Genomic DNA, 22,682 nt, shown 5'->3' with positions numbered 1-22,682 from the left:
GCTTTCTAGTTGCTTTCGCCGACGTTCACAGGCCGATCGACGCCGTCAAGGATGCCCCTCCTGGTGCATTCCAGATGTCCTTAGCCGCGCTGCTTGAGCGCATGCCGGACTTTGGGCCAGGTTCAGTGCCCGTTAAACCCTAGCCGGCTAACCCCGATGGAAACGCCCACCGAGCCGGTCGGATGCTCGCAACTGCCGGTGTTCTGCATCACGCTGACGGTGCCGGACTGATAGTTGCCGGTACCGATATGGCTGCCGCTGACCACGCCCATGCCGACCGAACCGTGCACCTGTGCCTTGTTGTAGGCGGAATCGTCGCAAACGGGTACGGCGGCATCTTGGTTGCCGCGCGCGCCACTGGTGTCGCCGTAGTAGACGCCTGGCGCCGGGCTGATGGACGCGGAATGGCCGTTTACGGTCACCACCCCCTTGTTCGTCGAGGAACTGCTGGATGAAGCCGGTGGCGTGCTGCTGGAGCCGGAAGCCGGATAGCCCTGGTAGCCGGGAGGTAGCTTCAGATTCAGCGGCGCATTGCCTGTTTGCGCCCAGGCAAAGCTAGCCAGCAAAGTTGCGGCCAGGGCGGTGATGGCACGGCGTTTCATGAGGGGGCTCCAAGATTCTTCACGCATTTAACGCACGGCAATACCTTGCCGTGCACATGCCCGTTGGATGACGTGCGGGCGGATCAAGTTCCATTCAGGCGTGAAATCTTCACGGCGCAGTGAAGGCTTAGGATCGTTATCCCACTCTTCACCCCACTAACCGCTGGTTTCGATCCGCTCCACCCGACGCAGGCCACGCGGCAGTACGCCGCCACGGGTGGCGCGATTGCCGCCATACTCGACTAGGTCAGCCCAACGCAGTGTGAGCTTGCGCTGGCCGGCGAACAGTGTGACTTCGCCCTTGCCTTCGGCGACCACGGCAATGCCGGCGACGCGTTCCTCGCCGTTGCCGAGTTTGGCCTTCGGGATCTCGATCAGCTTGTTACCCTTGCCCTTGTCGAGCTCCGGCAGTTCGGCGACTGAGAACATCAGCAAGTGGCCGTCCGTGGTGGCGACGACGATGCGGTCACGGGCCGGATCGGCGCTTACCTGTGGCGCCAGCACACGCGCCCCGTCACCCAGCGTGATGATCTGCTTGCCCGCCTTGTTGCGCCCGGTGAGCGCTTCGAAGCGGGTAACGAAGCCATAGCCGAAGTCGGTGGCCAGCACGAGGCGAGTCTCGTTGTCGCCGGCGGTGATGGCGTCGAAACGCGCACCTGCCGGTGGCGTGAAGCGACCGGTAAGCGGCTCGCCATTGCCGCGTGCGGATGGCAGGGTATGCGCCGGCGTGGAGTAGCTGCGTCCGGTGGAGTCGATCACCGCGATCTGCTGCGTGGTGCGCGTTTTTACGGTGGCGAGCAGGTTGTCGCCTTCGCGATAGGACAAGCCTTCGCCATCCACGTCATGGCCCTTGGCCGCGCGAATCCAGCCCTTCTGGCTCAGTACCACGGTGACCGGCTCGCTGGCGACCAGTGCGCTTTCGTCCAGCGCTTGTGCCGCCTCGCGTTCGACCAGCGGCGATCGGCGATCGTCGCCGTACTTCGCTGCGTCGGCACGCAGTTCTTCCTTGATCAAGCCTTTGAGCTTGGCCGGCGATTTCAGCAGCACGTTGATTTTCGCGCGCTCTTCCTCAAGCTGATCGCGCTCGGCGTTGATCTTCATTTCTTCCAGGCGCGCCAGCTGACGCAGCCGGGTTTCGAGAATGTAGTCGGTCTGTTCCTCGCTCAGGCGGAAGCGCGCCATGAGCACCGGCTTGGGCTCTTCCTCGGTGCGGACGATGCGGATCACTTCGTCGAGGTTGAGATAGGCGATGCGCAAGCCTTCCAGCAAGTGCAGGCGGCGCTCGACCTTCGCCAGTCGGTGGTTGAGGCGGCGAGTGACCGTGTCGACACGGAAGCTCAGCCATTCGGAAAGGATGCGCTTGAGGTCCTTTACCTGCGGCCGTTCGTCCAGGCCGATCATGTTGAGATTGACGCGGAAGCTCTTTTCCAGATCGGTGGTGGCGAACAGGTGCTGCATCACCTCGTTCACGTCCACACGGTTGGAGCGTGGTACGACCACCAGGCGGATCGGGTTTTCGTGATCGGACTCGTCGCGCAGGTCCTCGATCATCGGCAGCTTCTTCGCGCGCATCTGCGCGGCGATCTGCTCAAGGATCTTCGACGGGCTGACCTGGTGCGGCAGCGCGGTGATCACGATGTTGCCGTCTTCCTGCGTGTACACGGCGCGTGCGCGAATCGATCCGACGCCGGTCTGGTACATCGCGATCAGTTCGTTGCGCGGCGTGATGATTTCCGCCGGGGTCGGGTAGTCCGGCCCGCGCACGTGTTCGCACAAGTCGGCGACGCTGGCGTCCGGATCATCCAGCAGGCGAATGCAGGCGCTGGTGATCTCACGCAGGTTATGCGGCGGAATATCCGTGGCCATGCCCACGGCGATGCCCATCGAGCCATTCAGCAGCACGTGCGGCAGGCGCGCAGGCAGCCAGCTCGGCTCTTCCAGCGTGCCGTCGAAGTTCGGCACCCAATTGACCGTGCCCTGGCCCAGTTCCGCCAGCAGCACTTCGGCCAACGGATTGAGCTTGGACTCGGTGTAGCGCATGGCCGCGAAGCTCTTCGGATCGTCTGGCGAGCCGAAGTTGCCCTGGCCGTCGATCAGCGGATAGCGGTACGAGAACGGCTGGGCCATCAGCACCATCGCTTCGTAGCAGGCGCTGTCGCCGTGCGGGTGGAACTTACCGATCACGTCACCGACAGTGCGCGCGGATTTCTTCGGCTTGGCGCTGGCCGCCAGGCCCAATTCGCTCATCGCGTAGATGATGCGGCGCTGCACCGGCTTGAGGCCGTCGCCCACGAAGGGCAAGGCGCGGTCCAGCACCACGTACATGGAGTAATCGAGATAGGCCCGCTCGGCGTATTCCTTGAGCGGGATCTGTTCGTAATTGGCTTGCAGGGTCATGGGGATAGGACTGCCAGGGGGCGGCGCCGAAGGTGGTGCCAGAACCCCAAGATGGTGCCAGATGGCGGGGCGCCAGGGCTAGAATCTCCGGCGCCCAGGCTGATATGGCAATTCCAGCAGCGGGATGCGGCATGGAAGCGGGGATTGGCATCCCAGCCCGCCTGCCGGGTGCGTGCAATGGATCAGATCATCCCTATAATGCCCCGATCCATTCGTTCCGGGTGAGTCATGCACTATCTACGCACCGCCGCCGTGCTCATGGCCTGCACGCTTGCCGCAGGCTGCTCGCATTTCGCCGGCCGGCGGCCGTTGCTCGGCTACGCGGACAAGAATCATCCGGCGGCGGATACCGCTTTGGTCGTGTGCGGGGAACCGTCCCAGTACACCTGCGGCATCACCGGCGTGAACCAGGTCGCCACCTGGGAGAAGTTCAACGGCGGCAAGACACCATGGGTGCGCGTGTTGCCGGGCAAGCAGATGATCAAGCTCACGTTGTCCAATTCCCATCTGCTCAATCGCCAGCAGGTCGTCATCGACCAGGTCGAGGCCGGTCATGTGTACCGCATCGACGTGGGCTTCAACGGTGCCATGCTGACGGCGTCGTACCAGGACCTGGGCCGGATGGATTCGTATACGATCCATATGCCGCGCTTCCCGTTTTCACCCAAGGCGATTACCGCTTCGTTCTGAAGCGCCGGTTGAGGCTTGCGTCCCAGCCTGTATCGTCAATCCTGCTGTGTCGTAATCCCGATCTTCGCCAACTGCGCCTGCACGCTGTCTGGCCCGGCCAGGTGCGCTGCGCCCACCGCGACAAACACCGTGGCGCCGGGCTGCCTCAGCAGGTCCTTGATCCTGGCCGCCCAAGCCTGGTTCCGTTGCACCAGCAGTTTCTGGTACAACGCCGGTTCCTGCGTTTTGAGCTCATCGTTCTCCAGCTTGGCGATGGCGGCGACGTCGCCAAGCTTCCAGGCATCGACCAGCGACAGCAGTTCCTCCTTGTCTTTATCAACATCGCGCAAGGTGTCGCGCAGAAACGCAAGCTGCAGTGAGTTCGGCAGATCGGCGAGAAAACGGATCTGCTGCTCGGCGGTTTCCAGGCCACGCACCGGTTTGCCCGCATGTGTCATCTGCTCCCGCAATTGCTTGTCGACGCCGGCAGCGGGATCCAGGCCTGCTTTCATCAAGGGCGCGACCGCAAGCGTCAAGGCGGCGAGCCACGGTTTCATCGGCTGCAATGCGGTGGTGCCGCCCGGCAGCCCGGCCAGTTGCGCGGCTTTGGCCAGGGCGGCGTTGTCGCTTTCGTTGAGCAGTGTGGACAACGGATGATCCGTGTCCACGCCGTAGTGAAGCACCAGGGAGGCCATGCCGGCCTGGTCGTCGTCGGTCAGCTCGATATACAAGACTTGGCTTTTGGACAGAGCCTCGTTCAAGGCGGGAAAACGCCAATCCGTGTCGTTCGGCAGCAGATGCACGGTGCCGAACAGATAGATCGTGCTGTTGCCGTTCTTGACCTGCCACAGAGCCGGATGGGCAAGTGCGTTGCCGCACAGCAGGAACAGCAGCGAAATCAGAACGAGCAAGCGTCGATAGAGGCTCATGGGCAGACTCAGCGCGGAGCGCGATAACCGCCGGCTACGCCGCGCGGACTTAAGGTGAGTTGCCAGAGCTGGTCGCGCCGGCTGCGGAAAACGGCGGTGGAGACCGCCAGATAGAAATGCCACATACGGCGAAAGCGTTCGTCGTACTTGCTGGAAAGCGCGGGCCAAGCGGCGTCGAAATTCTGGCGCCAAGCGCTAAGCGTAAGATCGTAATCGGTGCCGAAATTGTGCCAGTCCTCCACCACGAACAAGCCTTCCAGCGCCGCCGCCACCTGGCTGGCGGCGGGGATCATGGAATTGGGGAAAATGTATTTCTCGATCCACGGATCGGGCCGCCCCGGCGCCTGGTTGGTGCCGATGTTGTGCAGCAGGAACAGACCGTCGTCCTTCAGGCAGCGGCGCGCGACCTCGAAGAATTCGCGGTAGTTCTTGCCGCCTACATGCTCGAACATGCCGATCGACATGATCGCATCGAACGGTTCGTTGAGTTCGCGGTAATCCTGCAGGCGGATGTCTACGGCCAGGCCCTGGCAGAGCTCGCGCGCCAGCTCGGCTTGCTCATTGGACACGGTGATGCCCACACCTTCCACGCCGTAGTGTTCGGCGGCAAACTTCAGGGCCTCGCCCCAGCCGCAGCCGATGTCGAGTACGCGCATGCCGGGCTTGAGCTGCAATTTGCGGCAAACCAGGTCGAGCTTGGCTTCTTGCGCTTCGTCTAGGTTGGTGGCATGGGCCCAGTAACCGCATGAATACACCATGCGCTTGCCGAGCATGGCCTTGAACAGGTCGTTGCCGCGGTCGTAATGCAGCTTGCCGATTTCGAACGCGTGCTGGCCTCGTTGCAGATTGACGAAACGCGCCTTCAGGTGTGTGACCAGCGTGTCGAGCGTCTTGAGATGTTCGTCCAGATGGCTGCGCAGTATTCGCGTGAACATGCCGGGAAGATCCTCAGCATCCCACCAGCCATCCATATAGGCCTCACCGAGGCCCAACGAGCCGTGCGCGAACACGCGTGCGTAGAGCAGTTCGTCATGAACGCGGATATCCGTGGGCGCCGCGCCATTGATGTGTACGCCGGCCAGTTCCAGCAGTTCGGTTGCGCGCTGGCGCAGAGAATCCTGACTCATAACTCATCGTCCTTGCCTAGATTTCCAAAGTGTACCGGTGACCACGCGCACACCAGATCAACACCGGCTTCCCGCACCAGGCGCAGCAAGGTCTGGGCATTCGCTTCGCCGAGCAGGAATTCCACTTTGAGCGGCAGGTCGTCGGCAAGTTCAAAAAAGGCCTCGTGGTGCAGCACGCCGTGCCGGCCGAATCCGGCCGTGGCGCGGAACACCGAGCCGCCGCCCAGTTGGTGGCGCTTGGCCAGTTCAAGCAGCCATTCGGAGATCAGTAACCCATCGTGCCTGGCATGCACGTGGGTGTAAAAGCGCAGGAAGATGCCGTTGGCCGGGGAGTTACGAAATGAGACATCGATGCTCATGACGTTGCCTGCTCCGTATCAATGGCGCAGCAGCGCGCGCGTAAGGAAAATGCCCAGGATGGTCATGGCCAGGCTGCCGATCAGATGCACCGCGATATGTATGCAGAACCATAGCATCTGCCCGCGTAGCAGCAAGGTGTCCGCCTCTGCAGCAAAGGTGGAAAAGGTGGTGAGCCCGCCGAGAAAACCGGTCATCGCGAACAGCCTCACTTCTGGCGGGAGAGCCTGGAAGTGTTCGATGATGCCTAACATGCAGCCCATCATTAGGCCCCCACTGAGATTGGCCGCCAAGGTGCCCAGCGGTACAGTGGGGAAAATGGGATTGAACAGGACGCCGAGAATCCAGCGCATCCAGCATCCAAGGGCGCCGCCAATGCCGACGGCAAGAAAACCACTCCAAGTCATACTGTGTCGTCTCCCATGGGTAGAGGTCCGGCAACACAGGCACGCCTGCGCCGCCGGAAACCGGTGGTGCAGGCATCATCAACCTTGCGGTGGTTCGTTCCACGGGTAAGGCCCAACCCGTGGGAACGGGAGGCATGCCATCTCCCTATTGTTCGGCATGCTAGCCGATGCGGATGGTCATGGGTAGGCTGGGATGGTCATTCCAGCCTAGGCGTTCAATTCCGGCATGGCGGCAATGATGCGCGCCACTTCTTCGGGTTCCTTGCCCTGCGCTTGAATCACGTGCCGATTAGGTCCGTACGGTCCCCATTCGGCGGCGTTGGTGACCGTGAAGATGCCCATGGTGGGCACGTCCGAAGCGCATGCAAGATGCATCACGCCGCAGTCGGCACTGATATAGACGTCCAGGCCGGACAGCACGCAGGCCAGCTTACGCAGGTCGCTGGAAAAATAGGCAGGGTAGCGTGAGCCGAGCATCGACTCGCCCGAGTGCGGCAGGATTTCCACGAAGCGATGCCCGGGCTGCGCCGCTTCCAGCACCTGCATGAAGCGCGTCCACCAGGCTTCGCCCAACAGCTTGCTGCCGGTGGCGTTGCCGAAGATGCCGATGATGCCTCGTCCCGTCGATGTGATGCCGCCGGCGGCCAGCGAACGCATCAGGGCTTCCTTGCCTTGCGCGCGTTCGTCGGAGCTGAGGCGGATGTCGGGCACGGGATAGTCGCCCGCGACCTTGCCGCCCATGGCGTGACGCAGCAAATACACCGGGCGCTGCCCTTTGCTTTGCAGTTCATCCGGCAGCGGCACCGCGTGGGTGATCTCGCCGTGCTTCTTGGAACTGCTGAAACCTAGCGTATAGGTGGAATTGGACAGCAAGGTGAGCAGGCGGCCGGTGTAAGACAAGGGGTCTGCATCGATAGCCAGGTCGTAACGGAGCTTGCGCATGCGCCGCAAAGTGCCGAAGAACTGGAACGGATGGCCTACGCCGTGCGCGGGCAGCCTGAAAATCCGTTGCACGTTGAAGAAGTGGCCATAGACGCTTTTGGCGATCGCGCTGCGGGTAAGGATGTTGATTTCCGCCGCGGGATAGACCTTCTCCAGCTCCGACAGCAACGGCGTCAGCAACAGTGTGTTGCCGAGGCTGTGGCTGACGTGACAGACCAGGATGCGATAGATGCCCTTGGCTGGCAGCGGCTCCGATGTCGGCTGTCCGTGGCTGCCGAAGACCATGCGCATGAGCCGGCGCGCGACGCTACGGCGAAGGTCGTTGATGGGGCTGTAGTAGCGCGTTTTCTTCAGCACGGTGGATTTGGTGGCGATAAGGCGACGGCGACTATACCGGTTCGCCGGCTTGAAGGAGCCTCTGATCTATTCCTACGTGCCCGGCATGACGTCCAGAAGGCCCGCAGGGTGTGTCGCGCGGCACAGGGCAGACTGGCCGGCTGTTCAAGCCGCGGGGCACGGCCTGCGGGCCTTCTGGACGTCACCCCGTCATAAAATTCAAAAGGTTGGGGCCGCACTGTATGCGCGTCTGGCGGAGCGTAGGCTGGGATGATAATCCCAGCTTTTCATACTGCATCCCGGTGCTGGGATTGCCATCCCAGCCTACGCTCCGCCAGACGCGCATACAGTGCGGTGACGGGTACGTAGGAATAGATCAGAGGCTCCTACAGCAATCCGCGTGCGATCAGCCAGGTTCTTGCGTTTTCGGCATCCTGCTCGAACCAGGCGCGGGCCGAACCTAGCCGGAACGTGTAGCCCCAGGCATCCATGTCGGCCATGATGCGCTCGCGTCCCACGCCCGGCAGCAGGCCACCCAGCGCGATCTGCAGGTAGCAGACGGCATCCTCCTCCTCGATGGAGTCGGTGGCGTCGGTATGCACCGCGCCACGGCGCTCCGGCGGCAGCACGATCAGGTGGCCGGCTTCGTGCAACACCGAATGCACGGGCGTGTCGCCGCGAGCGTAAACGGTGTGGCCGATGATGCCGGCTTCGTCGTCACCCCAGAAGCTGCCGGGGATCGTCTCGCCCTCGGCCACGAGCGTGAGATTCAGGCCATGCTGGAAGAGCAGGGATTCGACGTCGCTGCGCTTGATGTCTGAAAGTCGAAGGACGGTCATTCGGTTATCGCGAGGATTGCTCCCTCCCCTGCACGCAGGGGAGGGAAACGATCGCGGTGCTTAAGGATGCTCTGATCTATTCCGCGTGCCCGGCATGACGTCCAGAAGGCCCGCAGGGTGTGTCGCGCGGCACAGGGCAGACTGGCCGTCTGTTCAAGCCGCGGGGCACGGCCTGCGGGCCTTCTGGACGTCACCCCGTCTTTAATTTCTAAATGTTGGGGCCGCATTGTATGCGCGCCTCGCAGCGACGTAAGCGTGTAGGCTGGGATGACAATCCCAGCATCGGGATGCCGTGTGGAAAGCTGGGATTAGCATCCCAGCCTACGCGCTGCGAGGCGCGCATACAGTGCGGTGACGGGTACGTGGAATAGATCAGAGCATCCTTAAGTGGCCGGATTCTGCGCCGCCTTGCCCTCGGGCAATGCCACGGAAAGCTCCAGCACCTCATGCCCGCTGTCGCGTTCGACGTTGATGCTGATCGCTTCCAGGTCGACGTTGACGTATTTCTTGATGACTTCCAGCAACTCGCTGCGCAGCACCGGCAGATAATCGGGTGCGCCGCGCGTGGAGCGTTCCTGCGCGACGATGATGCGCAGCCGCTCCTTCGCTACCGCCGCGGTCGGTTCGGGTTTGCGCTTCAGGAAATCGAGAATGCCCATGGCGGTCAGCCTCCGAACACGCGCTGGAAGAAGCCCTTCTTGGGTGCATCGAGAAAGCGCATCGGGCGGCTTTCGCCGAGCAGGCGGGCCACGGTGTCGCGGTAGGCCTGGCCGGCGTGCGAGTTTTCGTCCAGGATCACCGGCACGCCGGAGTTGGAGGCAGCCAGTACGTTTTCCGATTCGGGGATCACGCCGACCACGCTGATACCTAGAATTTCTTCCACGTCTTTTACGCTGAGCATTTCGCCCTGTTCGACACGCGAGGGGTTGTAGCGCGTCAATAGCAGGTGCTGGGTGACGGCGCCGTCACCCTTCTCGGCGCGGCGCGTCTTGCTGGCGAGCAGGCCCAGGATGCGATCCGAATCGCGCACCGAGGAGACCTCCGGATTCACCACCACCATCGCGTGATCGGCGAAATACATCGCCAGGTGCGCACCTTTCTCGATGCCGGCGGGCGAGTCGCAGACGATGTAGTCAAAGCCGTCCTTGCCGAGCTCGTCGAGTACCTTCTCCACGCCTTCCTGCGTGAGCGCATCCTTGTCGCGCGTCTGGCTGGCGGCCAGCACGTAGAGATTCTCGTGGCGCTTGTCCTTGATCAGCGACTGCTTGATGGTGGCTTCGCCCTGGATCACGTTGACGAAGTCGTAGACCACGCGACGCTCGCAACCCATGATCAAGTCGAGGTTGCGCAAGCCGACGTCGAAATCGATCACGGCCACTTTTTTGCCGCTCATCGCCAGGCCCGTGGCAAGCGACGCGCTGGTGGTGGTTTTGCCCACGCCGCCCTTGCCGGACGTCACAACGATAATCTCAGCACTCAAGGCTCATCTCCGAATATGTTTTTCTAATGTGCTTTGCTTTGCTCTGCCACGCGCTGAACGCATCAGAGCATGCTTTATTTCAGCGGTACAATCAGCAGCTTTTCGCCGTCGAGCCAGCATTGCACGGATTGGCCCTCCAGGTCTTTCGGTATCTGCTCGAACACGCGGTAGTGGCCGGCAATCGCCACCAGCTCCGCGCGGAAGTCCGAGATGAAAATACGCGCTTTTGCATCGCCTTGCGCGCCCGCCATCGCGCGGCCCTTCAGGCTGCCGTAAATGTGGATGCTGCCGTCGGAGATCACCTCTGCGCCGTTGGCGATGGTACCGACCACCACCAGGTCGCGATCGCGCGCATATACCTGCTGGCCCGAGCGCACGGTGCCATCGTGGCGTTGCGCGCCGACCGCGCCTTCCGGTTGCGACAGCACCGGTTCGCGTACGGGAAGCGGGGCAGGGGCCGCGACGGGAACAGGCGCCGCGACGTTGCCACCATCGGCCGGCTCGTAGGCGGCGCGGAATTTGGCGATCAGCGGCAGGCCCATGCGCTGAGCCAGTGCTTCAGTGGCCGCGGTACCGTAGGCAAGGCCTACCGGCAGCATGCCGGCGCTGCGCACCGCCTCAAGCAACGCGTCCACGGTGCCGTCGTCCGGCAGGTTGAGCAGATGGCTCAGGTCCAGTACCACGGCGGCGCGCGAAAACAGCTGCGGAGCCGAGCGCACGCGGCGTTCCAGCTCTTCGCACAGGGCTGCCGCGTCGGGCCTTCGCACTCGTACACAGGCAATGCCGACCTGTCCGAAGCGCAGGTCGCAGGCGTCAGAGGTTGTTTCCATTTTCGCATTCATGAACGCCGCTCTCCGGCGAGGCGGCGCGCTTGGGCGTCTTGGTTGGCCAAAGGAAGGCCACGGCCGGCCAACCAGGGAAGCTCGGGCAGGCCGCCGTGTTCGAGGTAGGTGTCCCGCACGTAGGTGTAGCTGGGCAGATCCTTGGCAAGCAGGCTCACCTGTGGGCCGCGTTCGCCCATGCGTTGCTGGCCCACTTCCTGGAAGCCGTAGGTGCCGTGGAACAGGACGACCACGTCGTCGGCCGGTTCCAGGAACACTTCACAGGTCAGCAGCGGCACCCGCACTTCGGCATAGCTGTTCACGTCGCAATAGAAGATGCGTCCCAGGCCATGGCGGCGGTACGCGTTGGCGATCACGATGCGATCGATATAGACGAAGGACGGATAGTGCTCGCCGAACCACAGGTAATTGGGACTGCTGTAGTCGCGGCCATCGCGAAGGGCGATCAGGAAGCCGGCGAGATGGCCATCGATCTCGGCCACCCGGAAGTAATCGGCCTGTTCGTAGAAGTAGCGCAGCCGTTCGGCATCCAGGGCGAGGATGGAGCGACCGGCAGTATTGTTGAGTGCCAGTACGGCATCCAGGTCGTGCTCGCGCACGTCGCGGATGGCAAGGGCCATTCGTTGCTCCGCAATCAAGGTGGTGGCTAGTTAAGACCGACTGACGGCCCAGCTTCCGCGCATTATGGCATGTGCCACTGGGCCGCACATCCCGTATTGCGGCATGTAAAGGGAAAGTAAAAAGCGGGGGCGGAAGGGAGGTGGCGAGCGGGGCCTGGGCAGGCTGGCACTTAAGTGCCCTGTTTCCCATGCGCCTCATCGGGAGCGTGCTGCGGCGCAGCCTTCACTTTACCGGTTTCGTTAGCCCCTGCCCCCTGCCGTTCATGACTTCCCGCGCATGACACCCCGCCCCCGTGCGGGCCTATGATGCGAGCCATGGCGATCACCAACTTCAACCACAAGCGACTGTTGCGCATTACCGGCTTGTTCGCGTACCTCTGCGATGGCCTGCCGCTGTTCACCCGCTGGGCCACCGAGCGCTTGGATTTGCTGCATCGCCCGAATTTCGCCTTGCTGCTATGCCTGCTTTTTTATCTGGTCTTCGGCGTTCTGTACCTGCTGGTCACCAACAACCTCGGCTCGCGCACGCATGTCGGCGCGCGCTTGTGCGGCCTGTTGCTGATGACCGCGGCGGCGGCGCTGGTGGGCTGGTACAGCCACAGCGGCCTGTCGGCCATCCTGCTGGTGGTGGTTTCGGTGATCCTGCCCTGGGTGGTGCCGTTCTGGATCGGCGGGGCATGGATGGTGTTGCAGGCCGTCTGCCTGACCGTCCTGTTCTCCACCTTCCCCGAGCTGAAGTACAGCATCACGCTCGCGTTTCTGCAGGCATGCATCTATACGGCGTTCTCGGGCCTGGTGTTCGTGGTCTCGACGGTGGCCAACCAGCAGGCCGAGGAACGCGAGGTGCAGCGGCGCCTGATTTCCGAGCTGCGCGCCACCCGTGCGTTGTTGGCCGAATCCACCCGCATCGCCGAGCGCATGCGTATTGCGCGCGAGCTGCATGACCTGATCGGCCATCACCTTACCGCGCTCAGCCTCAACCTGGAGGTGGCCAGCCATCTCAGCAACGAGTCGGCCGCCGTACACGTGCGCAAGGCGCAAAGCACGGCGCGCCTGCTGCTGACCGACGTGCGCGAGGCGGTAAGCGAATTGCGCCAGGACGACGCGATCGACCTGACTCAGGCCCTGCAAAGCCTGATCGACGGCGTGCCCAGCCTGCAGGTGCACCTGACGGTCCCACCGCGCTTCAGCGTGGAGGACCCGCGCCGGGCGCAGGTGCTGCTGCGCTGCGTGCAGGAGATCATCACCAATACCGCCAGGCATGCCGGCGCCCGCAACCTGTGGCTCGGCTTTACGTATGAAGATGAGACCCTGCTCAGCCTGTGCGCGCGGGACGATGGCCGCGGCACCAGCGACATCACGCCGGGCAACGGTCTGTCCGGCATGCGTGAGCGGCTGGCCGAATTTGGCGGTAACGTGACGATGGAGAGCGCGACAGGGCAGGGTTTTGCCCTCAGCATCCGTCTTCCATTGGGCGAACCCTCAGTGTTGGCGCATACGCCTTCCCGGTTCGAGCCCCCTGCATTGAGCCTTACCTGATGACTTGCCAGAATTTCATAAGCCCGACAAGCCATCTTAGCTGCGAGGATCCGCGATGATTTCCGTTTGTCTCGTCGACGACCAGAACCTGGTGCGTCAGGGTGTGCGTTCCCTGCTCGATCTGGCCGAAGACATTCGCGTGGTGGCCGAGTGCGCCGACGGCGTGCAGGCCGTGCAGGATATTCCGCGCATCAAGCCCGACGTGGTGTTGCTGGACCTGCGCATGCCTAACATGAGCGGTCTGGAAGTGTTGCAGGCGCTATCGGCACGCAACGACCTGCCGCCCACCATCATCCTTACCACCTTCGATGACGATCAGCTGGTGTTGCAGGGGCTGAAGGCCGGTGCGCGCGGCTACCTGTTGAAGGACGTATCGTTGGAACAGCTGGTGGAAGCGGTACGTACCGTGGCCAGCGGTGGTTCGCTGGTTGCGCCGATGGTCACCCAGCGCCTGCTGGCCGGCGTCGGCCGTATCCATAACCAGTTCACCAGCCTGGAGCAGCCCGATCCGCTGACCGAGCGCGAGACGGAGATCCTGCGCCTGCTGTCCGGCGGCTACAGCAACAAGGAGATCGCCAATTCGCTCAAGGTGGCCGAGGGCACCGTGAAGAACCACGTCTCCAACATCCTTTCCAAGCTTGGCGTACGCGATCGAACCCGCGCTGTGCTCAAGGCTTTGGAACTGGGTATCGTCTGATCCGCCGGGTACTTTAGACCGCTGGAAAATGCTGCTGCGCAACGCGGCTGCGGGTCCTGTGGGCCCGTAGCGTTCCTTCGCGTGAGCAAGTACCATCGGCAGCTTAGGCGCCGGCCGACCCCCGTCCTGACGCGGTTTCCCTCCCTGGAAGACCACCCGTGGCGGTCCGTTCCGACCTGCGCTTTCCATCGCAGCTAGAGAGACGTCTCGGAGAAACCTGGAATGACGCGTGTTCTGGAATTCATCGTTGCCTTCATCATCGTCGTCGTGGCCGGCGTCGTGGTGGGCATCATCATGCCCGGCAGTGGCCACGTTGAACGGTCGCTGGTGGTCAGCAAAGATCTGCGCCAGGTCTACGACATGGTGTCCAATTTCCGTACTTTCCCGGACTACGCCGTGCTGCGCGCCTACGATCCGCGGACCCAGTACAGCCTTTCCGGCAGCTCCTTCGGCCCGGGCTCGGAGATCAGCTGGAGCGGCCAGGATGAGAAAGTGGGCGACGGCAAGCTGACCATCGCCAGCACCAAACCTGACTTCAACAAGATCGACAGCACCGTCAACAGTGGTGAGCTGATCTGGAACGTGGACAACGCCTGGCGCGGTAGCGACAAGCATTTCACCGTGGACCTGCTGCGTCAGGGCAACACCGGCAAGCTGACCAAGATCACCTGGTCGTATGACGTGACTTACGGCTTCAACTTGCTGGACCGCTATTCCAACCTGTACATCCACGGCCAGCCGGACGCGTTCATCCAGTACAGCCTGAACAACCTGCAGAATGCCCTGGCCAGCGTGCCGAACGTCGACTACGGCGACCTGGTTCCCTACATGGTGCAGCCCAAGCCCACGCCGGTGCTGCTGGTGTCCACCCAGATCAACCTCAAGGGTGGCCTGATCGACGCCATGAACGAAGCGGTGCCGGCTGCCGAGAACCAGATCAAGGCCGCAGCGAAGAAGCTGGGCGTGAATGTTACCGGCCCGCGCATCGTCTACACCACCAACTTCGGCGACCAGACCTATTCGTTCGACGTTGCGATGCCGATCGACAATGCCACCCTCAACATCAACGGCCAGAGCTATCAGCTGGCGCCGGAAACGCCGCCGTCGCTGACGGACCAGGCCGCTTCGGCCAGCACCAGTGCAACCCCGGCCACCGCGCCTGCACTGAATCCCGGCGACAAGGATCGCAATGGCCGCCTGGTGATCGACAACAATGTGCGTGGCGAGCTGGCCTTCGGTGGTTCGGCGCTGATGGCGAAGTGGAACGGCACCATCGTCGGCGTGAAGAATACCCGCGAGCAGCTGGAGGCCTATGCGCAAACGCACGGCCTGAACGCCAACGAGATCCTTGCCCGCAGCTACGACATCGAAGTGCAGCCTGAGGTGAAGGACAATTCCGGCAATATCAGCACCTACGCTCAATATGAAGTGTACCTGCCGGTGTTCGATGCCAAGGGCATCACCGGTGGCGCGGTGCCGGCGCAGACGCCGGAGCAGCAGGCCGGCATGAAGCAGCCGGGTGTGCTGAGCAACAACCCGGCGCCGGCTTCCAGCGGCAGCGCGCCGGCTCCGGCGAGCAGCGCGGCGAAGTAAGCAGCCGCTCTGCAAACGGTCCGCGAAAGGCCCTCCCGCAAGGAGGGCCTTTTTGTTTCGGCCGCCCCGCTTTAGGGATGCCCTGATCTATTCCACGTGCCCGGCATGACGTCCAGAAGGCCCGCAGGGCGTGCCGTGCATACATTGCGGTGACGGGTACGTGGAATAGATCAGGGCATCCCTAGGCCAGTCGAAGAACTTTGTCGTGTGCTTGCGGTACATTGCGTTGCGGTTCTTTTCGCGAGCGGACATGATCGAGACCGACAAGCTCACCAAGCGCTATGGGCATTTGACTGCGGTGGATGCGCTCAGCATCTACGCCGAACCCGGTCAGGTGCTCGGTTTGCTAGGCCCCAATGGTGCAGGCAAGACCACGGCGATGCGCATGATCGCCGGCTTCCTTACGCCCAGTTCGGGCACTGCGCGCGTGTGTGGTCACGACGTGATCAAGCAGCCACTGAAGGCCAGGCGCGCCCTTGGCTACCTGCCGGAAGGCGCGCCCAGCTATGGCGAAATGACCGTGCGCGAGTTCCTGGTGTTCATCATGCGCATGCGTGGGCTGCGCTCCGACGTGGGCCGGCGCCGGTTCGATGAAGTGGTCAACTATCTACAGCTTGAGGACGCGCTGGGTGTAAGCGTGGATACCTTGTCCAAGGGCTTGCGCCGCCGTGTCGGGCTGGCGCAGGCGATCTTGCACGATCCGCCGGTGCTGATGCTGGACGAGCCTACCGACGGCCTCGATCCCAATCAGAAACATGCCGTGCGCCGCTTGATCGACGCGATGGCGCGCGAGCGCACGATCCTGATTTCCACCCATCTGCTGGAGGAAGTGCATGCGCTGTGCAATCGCGTGGTGATCATTGCAGGGGGCCAATTGCGTGCCGACGCCACGCCGGCGGAACTGGAAGCGCGGTCGCGCTACCACGGCGCGGTTTCCTTCAGTGCGCAAGGCAGTGGCGTATCGCAGGAAATGCTTGGACGCTTGCCGCAAGTGGCCGGTATCGAGGTGGATCCCTTGGATGGGCGGATCACAGTGTTCCCCAAGCCGGGTGAGCGGATCCTCGAGCCGGTCGAAACGCTGCTGCGCCAGCAGGGGCTGGAGATTTCCGAAATCCAGCTCGAACGCGGACGTCTGGATGAAGTGTTCCGCCAGATCACGCTGGGCAGCGAAAGCGAGGCGCAGGCATGAATCCCGCCATCGCAGTGATGCGCCGCGAACTGCGCAGCTATTTCGTCACGCCGGTTGCGTATGTGTTCCTGGTGATCTTCCTGGTGCTCTCGGGCATCCTCACCTTCTACGTCGGCGACTTCTACGACCGCAACATTGCCGACCTGCAGCCGTTCTTCGTGATGCACCCGTGGCTGTACCTGATCCTAGTGCCGGCGGTGTCGATGCGCCTGTGGGCAGAGGAGGCCAAGTCGGGCACGCTGGAGCTGCTGCTCACCTTGCCGATCAATCTGTGGCAAGCCATGCTGGGCAAGTTCCTCGCCGCGTGGCTGTTCGTCGGCCTTGCCTTGCTGCTGACCTTTCCCATCTGGATTACCGTCAATTACCTAGGCTCGCCGGACAACGGCATCATCATCGCCGGTTATGTCGGCAGCTGGCTGATGGCGGGGGCGTTCCTGGCCATCGGCGCCTGCCTGTCGACGGTGACCAGCAGCCAGGTGGTGGCCTTCATTCTTACCGCCGTGGTGTGCGTATTGCTGATCCTTGCCGGGCAATCGCAGGTGCTGGATTTCTTCCAGGGCACGTTGCCGCGCAAGCTGGTCAATGGCGTTGCGCACCTTTCGATGTTGCGCCATTACGAGGCAATAGCGCGTGGAGTGCTCGACATACGCGACCTGTTGTATTTCATACTTACCATCACGGCCTGGCTGGCCGCAGGCGTGCTGGTGCTCGACATGAAGCGGAGCCGTTGACATGTTCGGGCTTCCTTTGCGTCGACGCACTGTACTCATCAGCGGACTGATCGCGCTGATCATTGCGTATTGCTGCCTCACTCTGATCACCAGCCGCTGGCTGGCGCCGAAGCGATTCGATCTGACCCAGGATCGGCTGTATACGCTCTCGCCGGGGACGCGGCAGATTGTCGACAGTATGCAACGTCCACTGTGGCTCACCTTGTATTTCTCGCAACACGCGACGAAAGACCAACCACAGCTGCGCAGCTACGAACAGCGTGTCGCGGAGATGCTGCAGGAAATCGTGGCCCGTTCACACGGCCGTATCCGCTTGCAGCTCGCCGATCCGGTCCCTTATTCGGACGATGAGGCCAGCGCCGAGGGCAACGGCCTTACGCCGGTCAACGGCGGTAGCAACGGCGAGCGCATTTTCTTTGGCCTGGTCGGCACCACGCGTCCGCCCAGCAGCGGAGCGGCGGCCGATTATCTGGCCGATTACCCACAAGCGAAGCAGGGCAAGCAGGTCGAGCGCACGCTGTCGATTCCCTTCTTCGATTTGAATCGGGAAACCTTTCTTGAGTACGACGTCGCCAAGCTGCTGTATCAGTTGGGCGAGCCGGAAAAGCCGCGCATCGGGGTCATCAGCGGCTTGCCGGTGATGGGCGATGCCACGCAGGGCACGCAGCCGTGGGCGGTGATGCGCCAGCTGCAGCAGTTGTTCGACGTGCAGATGATCAATATCGACAAGCTCAAGCGCATCGACAAGAGCTTCCAGGTGCTGTTGCTGATCCAGCCCAAGAATCTGCCTGCCGAGGTGCAGTACGCGCTCGACCAGTACGTGCTTGGCGGCGGACACCTGGTGGTGTTCGTCGATCCCTTTTCCGAATCCGACCCCACGCCGCTGGTGACCGATGCGACCAGCGCCACCAACAATCACAGTTCCAACCTGCCGCGCCTGTTTGCCGATTGGGGCGTATCGTTCAACCCGGACCAGGTGGTGCTCGATCGGGCGCGTGCGCTACCCATCGAACTGGCCGGGGTGAACCTCGCGCATCCGGCCATGCTTGGCCTTGGCGCGTCGGAACTTAATCATGACGATGTCATCACCGCCAGCCTGCAACGCATAAATGTTTCGACCGCCGGGCATTTCGATCTGTTGCCGGATGCGAACACGCGCCTGATACCGCTGATGCAAAGCAGCTCCGATGCCGAGGTGGTGCCTACGCAGCGGGCGATCGAGGCCATCCGTAATCCATCCAGCCTGCTGGACGGCTATCAGCCACAGAACCAGAACTATGTGATTGCCGCGCGCCTGCGCGGGCCGTTCGTCAGCGCTTTCCCGGAACTGGCCAAGCGTCCGGGACACCTGTCCGCCTCGCCACCCAACGCGGAAGTGATCCTGGTGGCCGATACTGACCTCCTGACCGATCGCCTGTGGGTGGAAACGCAGAACTTCCTCGGCCAGCCGATGTTTAGCTACTTCACCAACAACGGTGACTTCATCAGCAACATGGTGGATAACCTCACCGGTTCTTCCGCGCTGCTGTCCATTCGCGGCCGCTCCACTTCACAGCGTCCGTTCACGCGCGTGCAGGCGCTGCGGCGTGCCGCCGACAGCAAGTTCCTGCAAAAGGAGAAGGAACTGCAAGGCGAGCTGGCCGATACCAAGCGTCGGCTGGAACAATTGCAGCCGGCTAAAGGCACCAGCGATACCTCCAACAGTGCCGAACAGAAACAGGAGATTGCGCAGTTCCTGCAGCGCCAGCTGGCGATCAGCAACGAGCTACGCGAAGTGCAGCATCAGCTCAACGCGGAAATCGACGCCTTGGGGACCCGGCTGAAAGTCATCAATATCGTGATGCTGCCAGCACTGATTACCCTGATAGGCTTGATGTATGGCTGGAAGCGCACGCGACGAAACCGGCGGCAACGCAGTGGATGATGGCGAAATGCCGCAGGCTTGCAGCAAGCGTCCCTCTGCGAGCTGGGAGGGGGGTAGGGTGAAAGGCAATCTTGCAATGAAGCCGCGCATGCAAAACCCATTGGGCTGCCGATGATCACGACCTTGCTCAAATGGATGATCCCGTGGGAGTTCTCTTGGATTTTCCTGGCGAGCTTCCTCGGTGCCTGCGTGCTGTACTGGCGGGGCAGTCGCAAGTTGCCGGTAAGCACGGGACGCAAGCTGGCGTTCTGGACCGGCATGACGATCGTCTATCTGAGCCTGCAAACCTACTTCGATTTCTATGCCGAGCATGAATTCTTCATGCATCGCATCCAGCAGTTGCTGCTGCACCATCTGGCGCCGCTGATGATCGTGGCGTCCTATCCTGGCTCGGTGTTGCGTGCCGGCGTGCCGCTGAATTGGCGGATTCGCGTATTGCGTCCGGCACTGCGAAGCTGGCCGTGGCGACTGGTCAGCACGGTACTGCTCAATCCTGCCGTCGCCACCATCCTGTTCGTGGCCTTCGTCCTGGTTTGGCTGATTCCATCCATGCAGACCCTGGCGATGCTCGATTGGCGCGTCTATCGCTTCATGAACTGGTCGATGATCGTCAGCGGCTTCGTGTACTGGTGGCTGGTGCTGGATCACCGGCCGCGGCCGCCGGGGCGCATGATTCCCGGCATGCGTGTATTGTCGCCCGGCATCACCATGGCGCCACAGATCCTGGCTGGCGCCATCATCACCTTCTCCAGAACCGATCTTTATCCCATCTTCGAAATCTGCGGACGCGCCTTCAACTTCAACGTGTTCACCGGGCAACTGATCGGCGGCATCATCATCTGGGTGCCGGCTGCGACGCTGGAAACCGTCGGTGGTTTGTTGGCGATGCGGCAATGGTTGCGTTTGTCACGCAGTGGACGCCTTCGGCGGCAAGCACGGGAGCAGGCGACCGCCCGAATCGTAGCGAGCGGCGTGGGCCGTTGATTCAATAGACCTGCACCAGTTGGCGCCGGGTGAAGTGCGCCTCCGAGGGGTAACCAAAGGCGTTGTTGACATAGTTGACGCCATCGATCCTCACCTGGCGATTGACGTGGCTGTGTCCGTAGACATGCACGCTGGAGCCAAGCTGTCTAAGCTGCGACTCCAGCACGGTGGTGCCAAGTACGGGATAGATCTTCCGGTGCTTGTCGGGGATGCGATCGGGCATCAGGTCGATGCGCGGCAGGAAATGCGAAAAGCTGATGATCTGGCGTGCGTCCAGCAATGCAGGCGAGGACAACGTTGGGTTTTGCCCGGTGAAGAACTTGGTCACGGCGGCTTCGTCGTAGCCCGGCCATTGGCAGTTGCGGTAGTCGGCCCATGCGGCTTTGAGGTAATCGTCTGCAGCGCCGAAGGAGTAGTCATACCAGCCTTGCAGCGGCACGATCGCGAGTTCGCCTTGGCGGAAGATATCCATGCGCAGCCCAAGCTCTTGCGCGACCGACCGCACTGTCTGAAGCTTTTCGAACGAATCTCGCATGCGATCGCGGTTGATCCATAGATCGTGATTGCCGGGCACGAATAGCACGGTGGAAAAGCGCCTGCTCAGTGCCTTGAACGCCTCTTCGAGGTGGGTGAGGCGATCGGAAACGTCGCCAGCAAGAATCAGCACGTCATCGTTGTACTCGTGTAACGGCAATTGCTGGAGCCATTCGCGATTGGCCGCATAGTCCAGGTGCAAGTCGGAAATCGCGAAAACGCGCATGAGGTTCAGTCGGGTGCGTTAGCCGGACGTACCGAAAAAGGCACGCGCAAATGGCTGCCGTCGGCGAAGTCCAGGGTGATGTCGATGGTTTCGCCGGGTTTGAAGGGGTGTGTCGCTTCCTGCAGCATCAGGTGATAGCCGGCCGGCGCCAGAGAAACCTCGCCATGGGCCGGAACTGTCAGGCGATCGAGCATGCGCATCGAGCTGCTGCCGGTCGTATCCGTTGCGCTCTGATGAAGCATCACCGACGCATAGAAGGCGCTGCGTGCGGAAACCAGCGTGGCTGCTGACGAGCCTTGATTGTCCAGCGTCACATAGCCTGCCGCCGGCAGGTTGGCCGGCAGCAGGCGAATCCACGCGTGGCTGGCCTTGATTTGATCCGCTTGCGTTGCTTGGACTTGCGGCGGAAGCAGCGGCATCAGCCATAGCAACAACATGCCAGGCTTCATGGTGTTCCTCCCGCACTAAGCAGCAAGTACAGATCATGCACCAGCTTGTCTTGGGCGTCGTCAGGCGTGGCGAGCAGACGAGCTTTGCCGCCGGCGTCGAAGATATAGATGCCCGAACTGTGACTGACCTCGTAACTGTCGCTCGCCTTGCCGGGCTCACGACTGAAGGCGGCGCGATAGCGCTTGGTGAGCGCTTCGATCTCGGCAGGCGAACCCGTCAGGCCGACGACGCGGGGATCGAACGCGGTGACATAGGTGTGCAGTGCTTCGGGGGTGTCGCGTTGCGGATCGACGCTCACGAACAGAATCTGCGTACCCTCCGCCAGTTTGCCCAGCTTTTGCATCACGACATGCAGGTGGGCAAGCGTGAGCGGGCAGACATCCGGGCAATGCGTGTAGCCGAAATAGAGCAGGGCCACCTTGCCACGGTAATCGGCCGCAGTGACGGCCTTGCCCTGGTCATTGGTGAGCTGGAAGGCGAGATCCGGCATGTGCCCGGAGATGTCGGTGAGTTGCCACGAGGCCGCCGTTTCATTTCGCTGACATGCGGCAAGCGGCATGCCTAGAACGAGCAGGCAGGCGAGGCGGGCGAGACGCGAGAACTTCATGCAAGAATTCCTTCGCTGAAACTCGCTCAGGATACGCCACGCGTGCCCGTTTCAGCACTTCCTTCGGTCACAGGAAAGCGCGTCGATGCGACAACTTGTCCAATCCCATGCAGGGCTGCTGGTAGGCGCCGCCGGAGCAAGCGCCGTTTTGCTTGGCGCTTTTGGGGCGCACGCGCTTCGGTCGGTGCTCAATCCAATGCAACTCGAACTCTGGCACACGGCGGTGCAGTACCACTTCTGGCATGCCTTGGGGCTAACGGGCGCAGTTCTTGCTCATGCAGGCAAGGCGCGGCGCGCGGCGATATCGGCCTTTGCGCTTGGTATCGTGTTGTTCAGTGGCAGCTTGTATGCGTTGGCGCTCGGCGCGCCGCATTGGGCTGGTATTGTGACGCCGTTTGGCGGCGTGGCGTTCATTGTTGGCTGGATAGCGCTGGGGGCGAGTCTGAAGACCAGGCTTTGAGGATTCAGCGGGTTTCGTCGTCCGCCAGCGGCTTTGCCTTGGCCGGTTTGAGCCGGCCGTTGGCGTGCAATGCACTACGCAAGACGTATTCGATCTGCGCATTGACGCTGCGCAATTCGTCATCGGCCCAGCGCTGCATGGCTTCCAGCACGACGGGACTGATGCGGAGCGGGTAGGCTTTTTTTTCCGCCGGCATGAGCG

The 22,682-nt window shown here is 62.2% G+C and carries 25 protein-coding genes and 1 riboswitch; of the genes, 9 read left to right on the top strand and 16 right to left on the bottom strand.

Annotation, left to right across the window (positions count from 1 at the left end; all coding sequences use genetic code 11):
• Window positions 1-122: 122 nt before the first annotated feature.
• Together QQJ96_RS18475 and parC are read right to left on the bottom strand one after the other, a co-directional pair.
• Window positions 123-602 carry a hypothetical protein gene (locus QQJ96_RS18475; RefSeq protein WP_284333504.1) on the bottom strand — a complete coding sequence of 160 codons (480 nt, stop codon included), beginning with the start codon at window positions 600-602 and terminating at the stop codon, window positions 123-125.
• Between the two features lie 156 nt (window positions 603-758).
• Window positions 759-2,999, bottom strand: a complete 2,241-nt coding sequence (gene parC / locus QQJ96_RS18470; RefSeq protein ID WP_284333503.1) for a DNA topoisomerase IV subunit A — start codon at window positions 2,997-2,999, stop codon at window positions 759-761.
• 228 nt (window positions 3,000-3,227) lie between these two features.
• Here parC and QQJ96_RS18465 point away from each other — a divergent pair, with 228 nt between their 5' ends.
• Entirely contained in the window at window positions 3,228-3,689 is a 462-nt protein-coding gene (locus tag QQJ96_RS18465; protein ID WP_284333502.1) for a hypothetical protein, read from the top strand.
• A gap of 35 nt (window positions 3,690-3,724) precedes the next feature.
• Here the strand turns inward: QQJ96_RS18465 and QQJ96_RS18460 are convergent, their stop codons facing one another.
• The 10 genes from QQJ96_RS18460 to QQJ96_RS18415 form a co-directional block, all read right to left on the bottom strand.
• Entirely contained in the window at window positions 3,725-4,597 is an 873-nt protein-coding gene (locus QQJ96_RS18460) for a TraB/GumN family protein (RefSeq protein ID WP_284333501.1), read from the bottom strand.
• A gap of 8 nt (window positions 4,598-4,605) precedes the next feature.
• A complete protein-coding gene (gene cfa, locus QQJ96_RS18455) occupies window positions 4,606-5,724 on the bottom strand; it encodes a cyclopropane fatty acyl phospholipid synthase (protein ID WP_284333500.1) in 1,119 nt (372 codons plus the stop codon).
• Complete coding sequence (locus QQJ96_RS18450; RefSeq protein ID WP_284333499.1) at window positions 5,721-6,083, bottom strand: DUF190 domain-containing protein; 363 nt, start codon at window positions 6,081-6,083, stop codon at window positions 5,721-5,723. The genes cfa and QQJ96_RS18450 overlap by 4 nt, the downstream gene beginning before the upstream one ends.
• Before the next feature lie 18 nt (window positions 6,084-6,101).
• Complete coding sequence (gene crcB / locus QQJ96_RS18445; protein ID WP_284333498.1) at window positions 6,102-6,488, bottom strand: fluoride efflux transporter CrcB; 387 nt, start codon at window positions 6,486-6,488, stop codon at window positions 6,102-6,104.
• Between the two features lie 62 nt (window positions 6,489-6,550).
• A riboswitch (Fluoride riboswitch) is annotated at window positions 6,551-6,642 on the bottom strand.
• 53 nt (window positions 6,643-6,695) lie between these two features.
• Window positions 6,696-7,787 carry a glycosyltransferase family 9 protein gene (locus QQJ96_RS18440; RefSeq protein WP_284333497.1) on the bottom strand — a complete coding sequence of 364 codons (1,092 nt, stop codon included), beginning with the start codon at window positions 7,785-7,787 and terminating at the stop codon, window positions 6,696-6,698.
• Window positions 7,788-8,152: 365 nt separating this feature from the next.
• Complete coding sequence (locus QQJ96_RS18435) at window positions 8,153-8,605, bottom strand: hypothetical protein (RefSeq protein ID WP_284333496.1); 453 nt, start codon at window positions 8,603-8,605, stop codon at window positions 8,153-8,155.
• A 383-nt stretch (window positions 8,606-8,988) separates the two neighbouring features.
• Window positions 8,989-9,264: a cell division topological specificity factor MinE gene (gene minE / locus QQJ96_RS18430; RefSeq protein WP_284333495.1), complete on the bottom strand. Its 276-nt coding sequence runs from the start codon at window positions 9,262-9,264 to the stop codon at window positions 8,989-8,991.
• 5 nt (window positions 9,265-9,269) lie between these two features.
• The gene (minD, locus tag QQJ96_RS18425; RefSeq protein ID WP_284333494.1) at window positions 9,270-10,085 is read right to left on the bottom strand and encodes a septum site-determining protein MinD; all 816 of its coding nucleotides are present in this window, start codon (window positions 10,083-10,085) and stop codon (window positions 9,270-9,272) included.
• 74 nt (window positions 10,086-10,159) lie between these two features.
• Window positions 10,160-10,927: a septum site-determining protein MinC gene (gene minC / locus QQJ96_RS18420; RefSeq protein WP_284333493.1), complete on the bottom strand. Its 768-nt coding sequence runs from the start codon at window positions 10,925-10,927 to the stop codon at window positions 10,160-10,162.
• Window positions 10,924-11,547 carry a GNAT family N-acetyltransferase gene (locus QQJ96_RS18415; protein ID WP_284333492.1) on the bottom strand — a complete coding sequence of 208 codons (624 nt, stop codon included), beginning with the start codon at window positions 11,545-11,547 and terminating at the stop codon, window positions 10,924-10,926. Before QQJ96_RS18415 ends, minC begins: the two co-directional genes overlap by 4 nt.
• 315 nt (window positions 11,548-11,862) lie before the next feature.
• Here QQJ96_RS18415 and QQJ96_RS18410 point away from each other — a divergent pair, with 315 nt between their 5' ends.
• The 7 genes from QQJ96_RS18410 (at window position 11,863) to QQJ96_RS18380 (ending at window position 20,204) form a co-directional block, all read left to right on the top strand.
• On the top strand, window positions 11,863-13,086 hold the full coding sequence (locus QQJ96_RS18410; protein WP_284333491.1) for a sensor histidine kinase: 1,224 nt from the start codon (window positions 11,863-11,865) through the stop codon (window positions 13,084-13,086).
• Between the two features lie 55 nt (window positions 13,087-13,141).
• Window positions 13,142-13,783, top strand: a complete 642-nt coding sequence (locus QQJ96_RS18405; protein ID WP_284333490.1) for a response regulator — start codon at window positions 13,142-13,144, stop codon at window positions 13,781-13,783.
• Window positions 13,784-14,005: 222 nt separating this feature from the next.
• On the top strand, window positions 14,006-15,376 hold the full coding sequence (locus QQJ96_RS18400; protein WP_284333489.1) for an SRPBCC family protein: 1,371 nt from the start codon (window positions 14,006-14,008) through the stop codon (window positions 15,374-15,376).
• A 250-nt stretch (window positions 15,377-15,626) separates the two neighbouring features.
• Window positions 15,627-16,565: an ABC transporter ATP-binding protein gene (locus tag QQJ96_RS18395; RefSeq protein ID WP_284333488.1), complete on the top strand. Its 939-nt coding sequence runs from the start codon at window positions 15,627-15,629 to the stop codon at window positions 16,563-16,565.
• Entirely contained in the window at window positions 16,562-17,296 is a 735-nt protein-coding gene (locus QQJ96_RS18390; RefSeq protein WP_284333487.1) for an ABC transporter permease subunit, read from the top strand. The genes QQJ96_RS18395 and QQJ96_RS18390 overlap by 4 nt, the downstream gene beginning before the upstream one ends.
• Before the next feature lies 1 nt (window position 17,297).
• On the top strand, window positions 17,298-19,220 hold the full coding sequence (locus QQJ96_RS18385) for a GldG family protein (RefSeq protein ID WP_284333486.1): 1,923 nt from the start codon (window positions 17,298-17,300) through the stop codon (window positions 19,218-19,220).
• A 111-nt stretch (window positions 19,221-19,331) separates the two neighbouring features.
• Window positions 19,332-20,204, top strand: coding sequence for a cytochrome c oxidase assembly protein (locus QQJ96_RS18380; RefSeq protein ID WP_284333485.1), 873 nt, complete (start codon window positions 19,332-19,334; stop codon window positions 20,202-20,204).
• 1 nt (window position 20,205) lies between these two features.
• Here the strand turns inward: QQJ96_RS18380 and QQJ96_RS18375 are convergent, their stop codons facing one another.
• The 3 genes from QQJ96_RS18375 to QQJ96_RS18365 are packed head-to-tail and all read right to left on the bottom strand — an operon-like array spanning window position 20,206 to window position 22,021.
• Window positions 20,206-20,964 (bottom strand): metallophosphoesterase, encoded by a 759-nt coding sequence (locus QQJ96_RS18375; protein WP_284333484.1) that lies wholly within the window; start codon window positions 20,962-20,964, stop codon window positions 20,206-20,208.
• Between the two features lie 5 nt (window positions 20,965-20,969).
• The gene (locus QQJ96_RS18370) at window positions 20,970-21,413 is read right to left on the bottom strand and encodes a copper chaperone PCu(A)C (RefSeq protein WP_284333483.1); all 444 of its coding nucleotides are present in this window, start codon (window positions 21,411-21,413) and stop codon (window positions 20,970-20,972) included.
• Window positions 21,410-22,021, bottom strand: coding sequence for an SCO family protein (locus QQJ96_RS18365; protein ID WP_284333482.1), 612 nt, complete (start codon window positions 22,019-22,021; stop codon window positions 21,410-21,412). The genes QQJ96_RS18370 and QQJ96_RS18365 overlap by 4 nt, the downstream gene beginning before the upstream one ends.
• An 85-nt stretch (window positions 22,022-22,106) precedes the next feature.
• Here QQJ96_RS18365 and QQJ96_RS18360 point away from each other — a divergent pair, with 85 nt between their 5' ends.
• The gene (locus tag QQJ96_RS18360) at window positions 22,107-22,481 is read left to right on the top strand and encodes a DUF423 domain-containing protein (RefSeq protein WP_284333481.1); all 375 of its coding nucleotides are present in this window, start codon (window positions 22,107-22,109) and stop codon (window positions 22,479-22,481) included.
• A 4-nt stretch (window positions 22,482-22,485) separates the two neighbouring features.
• On the opposite strand, the gene QQJ96_RS18355 is transcribed toward QQJ96_RS18360, so the two are convergent.
• Window positions 22,486-22,677: a type II toxin-antitoxin system antitoxin gene (locus QQJ96_RS18355; protein ID WP_284333480.1), complete on the bottom strand. Its 192-nt coding sequence runs from the start codon at window positions 22,675-22,677 to the stop codon at window positions 22,486-22,488.
• Window positions 22,678-22,682: the final 5 nt, after the last annotated feature.

The sequence above is a fragment of the Dyella flagellata genome, from assembly GCF_030160275.1.
Lineage (GTDB): Bacteria > Pseudomonadota > Gammaproteobacteria > Xanthomonadales > Rhodanobacteraceae > Dyella_B > Dyella_B flagellata.
Note: the sequence above shows the minus strand (reverse complement) of the source record. Positions and strands in the feature narration are given on the sequence as shown.

Coding starts and splice junctions, on each gene's coding strand:
- QQJ96_RS18385 (WP_284333486.1), top strand. CDS start 17,298: ATGTTCGGGCTTCCTTTGCGTCGACGCACTGTACTCATCAGCGGACTG.
- QQJ96_RS18415 (WP_284333492.1), bottom strand. CDS start 11,547: ATGGCCCTTGCCATCCGCGACGTGCGCGAGCACGACCTGGATGCCGTA.
- QQJ96_RS18395 (WP_284333488.1), top strand. CDS start 15,627: ATGATCGAGACCGACAAGCTCACCAAGCGCTATGGGCATTTGACTGCG.
- QQJ96_RS18370 (WP_284333483.1), bottom strand. CDS start 21,413: ATGAAGCCTGGCATGTTGTTGCTATGGCTGATGCCGCTGCTTCCGCCG.
- QQJ96_RS18390 (WP_284333487.1), top strand. CDS start 16,562: ATGAATCCCGCCATCGCAGTGATGCGCCGCGAACTGCGCAGCTATTTC.
- QQJ96_RS18410 (WP_284333491.1), top strand. CDS start 11,863: ATGGCGATCACCAACTTCAACCACAAGCGACTGTTGCGCATTACCGGC.
- crcB (WP_284333498.1), bottom strand. CDS start 6,488: ATGACTTGGAGTGGTTTTCTTGCCGTCGGCATTGGCGGCGCCCTTGGA.
- QQJ96_RS18400 (WP_284333489.1), top strand. CDS start 14,006: ATGACGCGTGTTCTGGAATTCATCGTTGCCTTCATCATCGTCGTCGTG.
- minE (WP_284333495.1), bottom strand. CDS start 9,264: ATGGGCATTCTCGATTTCCTGAAGCGCAAACCCGAACCGACCGCGGCG.
- QQJ96_RS18375 (WP_284333484.1), bottom strand. CDS start 20,964: ATGCGCGTTTTCGCGATTTCCGACTTGCACCTGGACTATGCGGCCAAT.
- QQJ96_RS18475 (WP_284333504.1), bottom strand. CDS start 602: ATGAAACGCCGTGCCATCACCGCCCTGGCCGCAACTTTGCTGGCTAGC.
- QQJ96_RS18450 (WP_284333499.1), bottom strand. CDS start 6,083: ATGAGCATCGATGTCTCATTTCGTAACTCCCCGGCCAACGGCATCTTC.
- parC (WP_284333503.1), bottom strand. CDS start 2,999: ATGACCCTGCAAGCCAATTACGAACAGATCCCGCTCAAGGAATACGCC.
- QQJ96_RS18380 (WP_284333485.1), top strand. CDS start 19,332: ATGATCACGACCTTGCTCAAATGGATGATCCCGTGGGAGTTCTCTTGG.
- minC (WP_284333493.1), bottom strand. CDS start 10,927: ATGAATGCGAAAATGGAAACAACCTCTGACGCCTGCGACCTGCGCTTC.
- QQJ96_RS18405 (WP_284333490.1), top strand. CDS start 13,142: ATGATTTCCGTTTGTCTCGTCGACGACCAGAACCTGGTGCGTCAGGGT.
- QQJ96_RS18465 (WP_284333502.1), top strand. CDS start 3,228: ATGCACTATCTACGCACCGCCGCCGTGCTCATGGCCTGCACGCTTGCC.
- QQJ96_RS18435 (WP_284333496.1), bottom strand. CDS start 8,605: ATGACCGTCCTTCGACTTTCAGACATCAAGCGCAGCGACGTCGAATCC.
- QQJ96_RS18355 (WP_284333480.1), bottom strand. CDS start 22,677: ATGCCGGCGGAAAAAAAAGCCTACCCGCTCCGCATCAGTCCCGTCGTG.
- QQJ96_RS18365 (WP_284333482.1), bottom strand. CDS start 22,021: ATGAAGTTCTCGCGTCTCGCCCGCCTCGCCTGCCTGCTCGTTCTAGGC.
- QQJ96_RS18460 (WP_284333501.1), bottom strand. CDS start 4,597: ATGAGCCTCTATCGACGCTTGCTCGTTCTGATTTCGCTGCTGTTCCTG.
- QQJ96_RS18360 (WP_284333481.1), top strand. CDS start 22,107: ATGCGACAACTTGTCCAATCCCATGCAGGGCTGCTGGTAGGCGCCGCC.
- cfa (WP_284333500.1), bottom strand. CDS start 5,724: ATGAGTCAGGATTCTCTGCGCCAGCGCGCAACCGAACTGCTGGAACTG.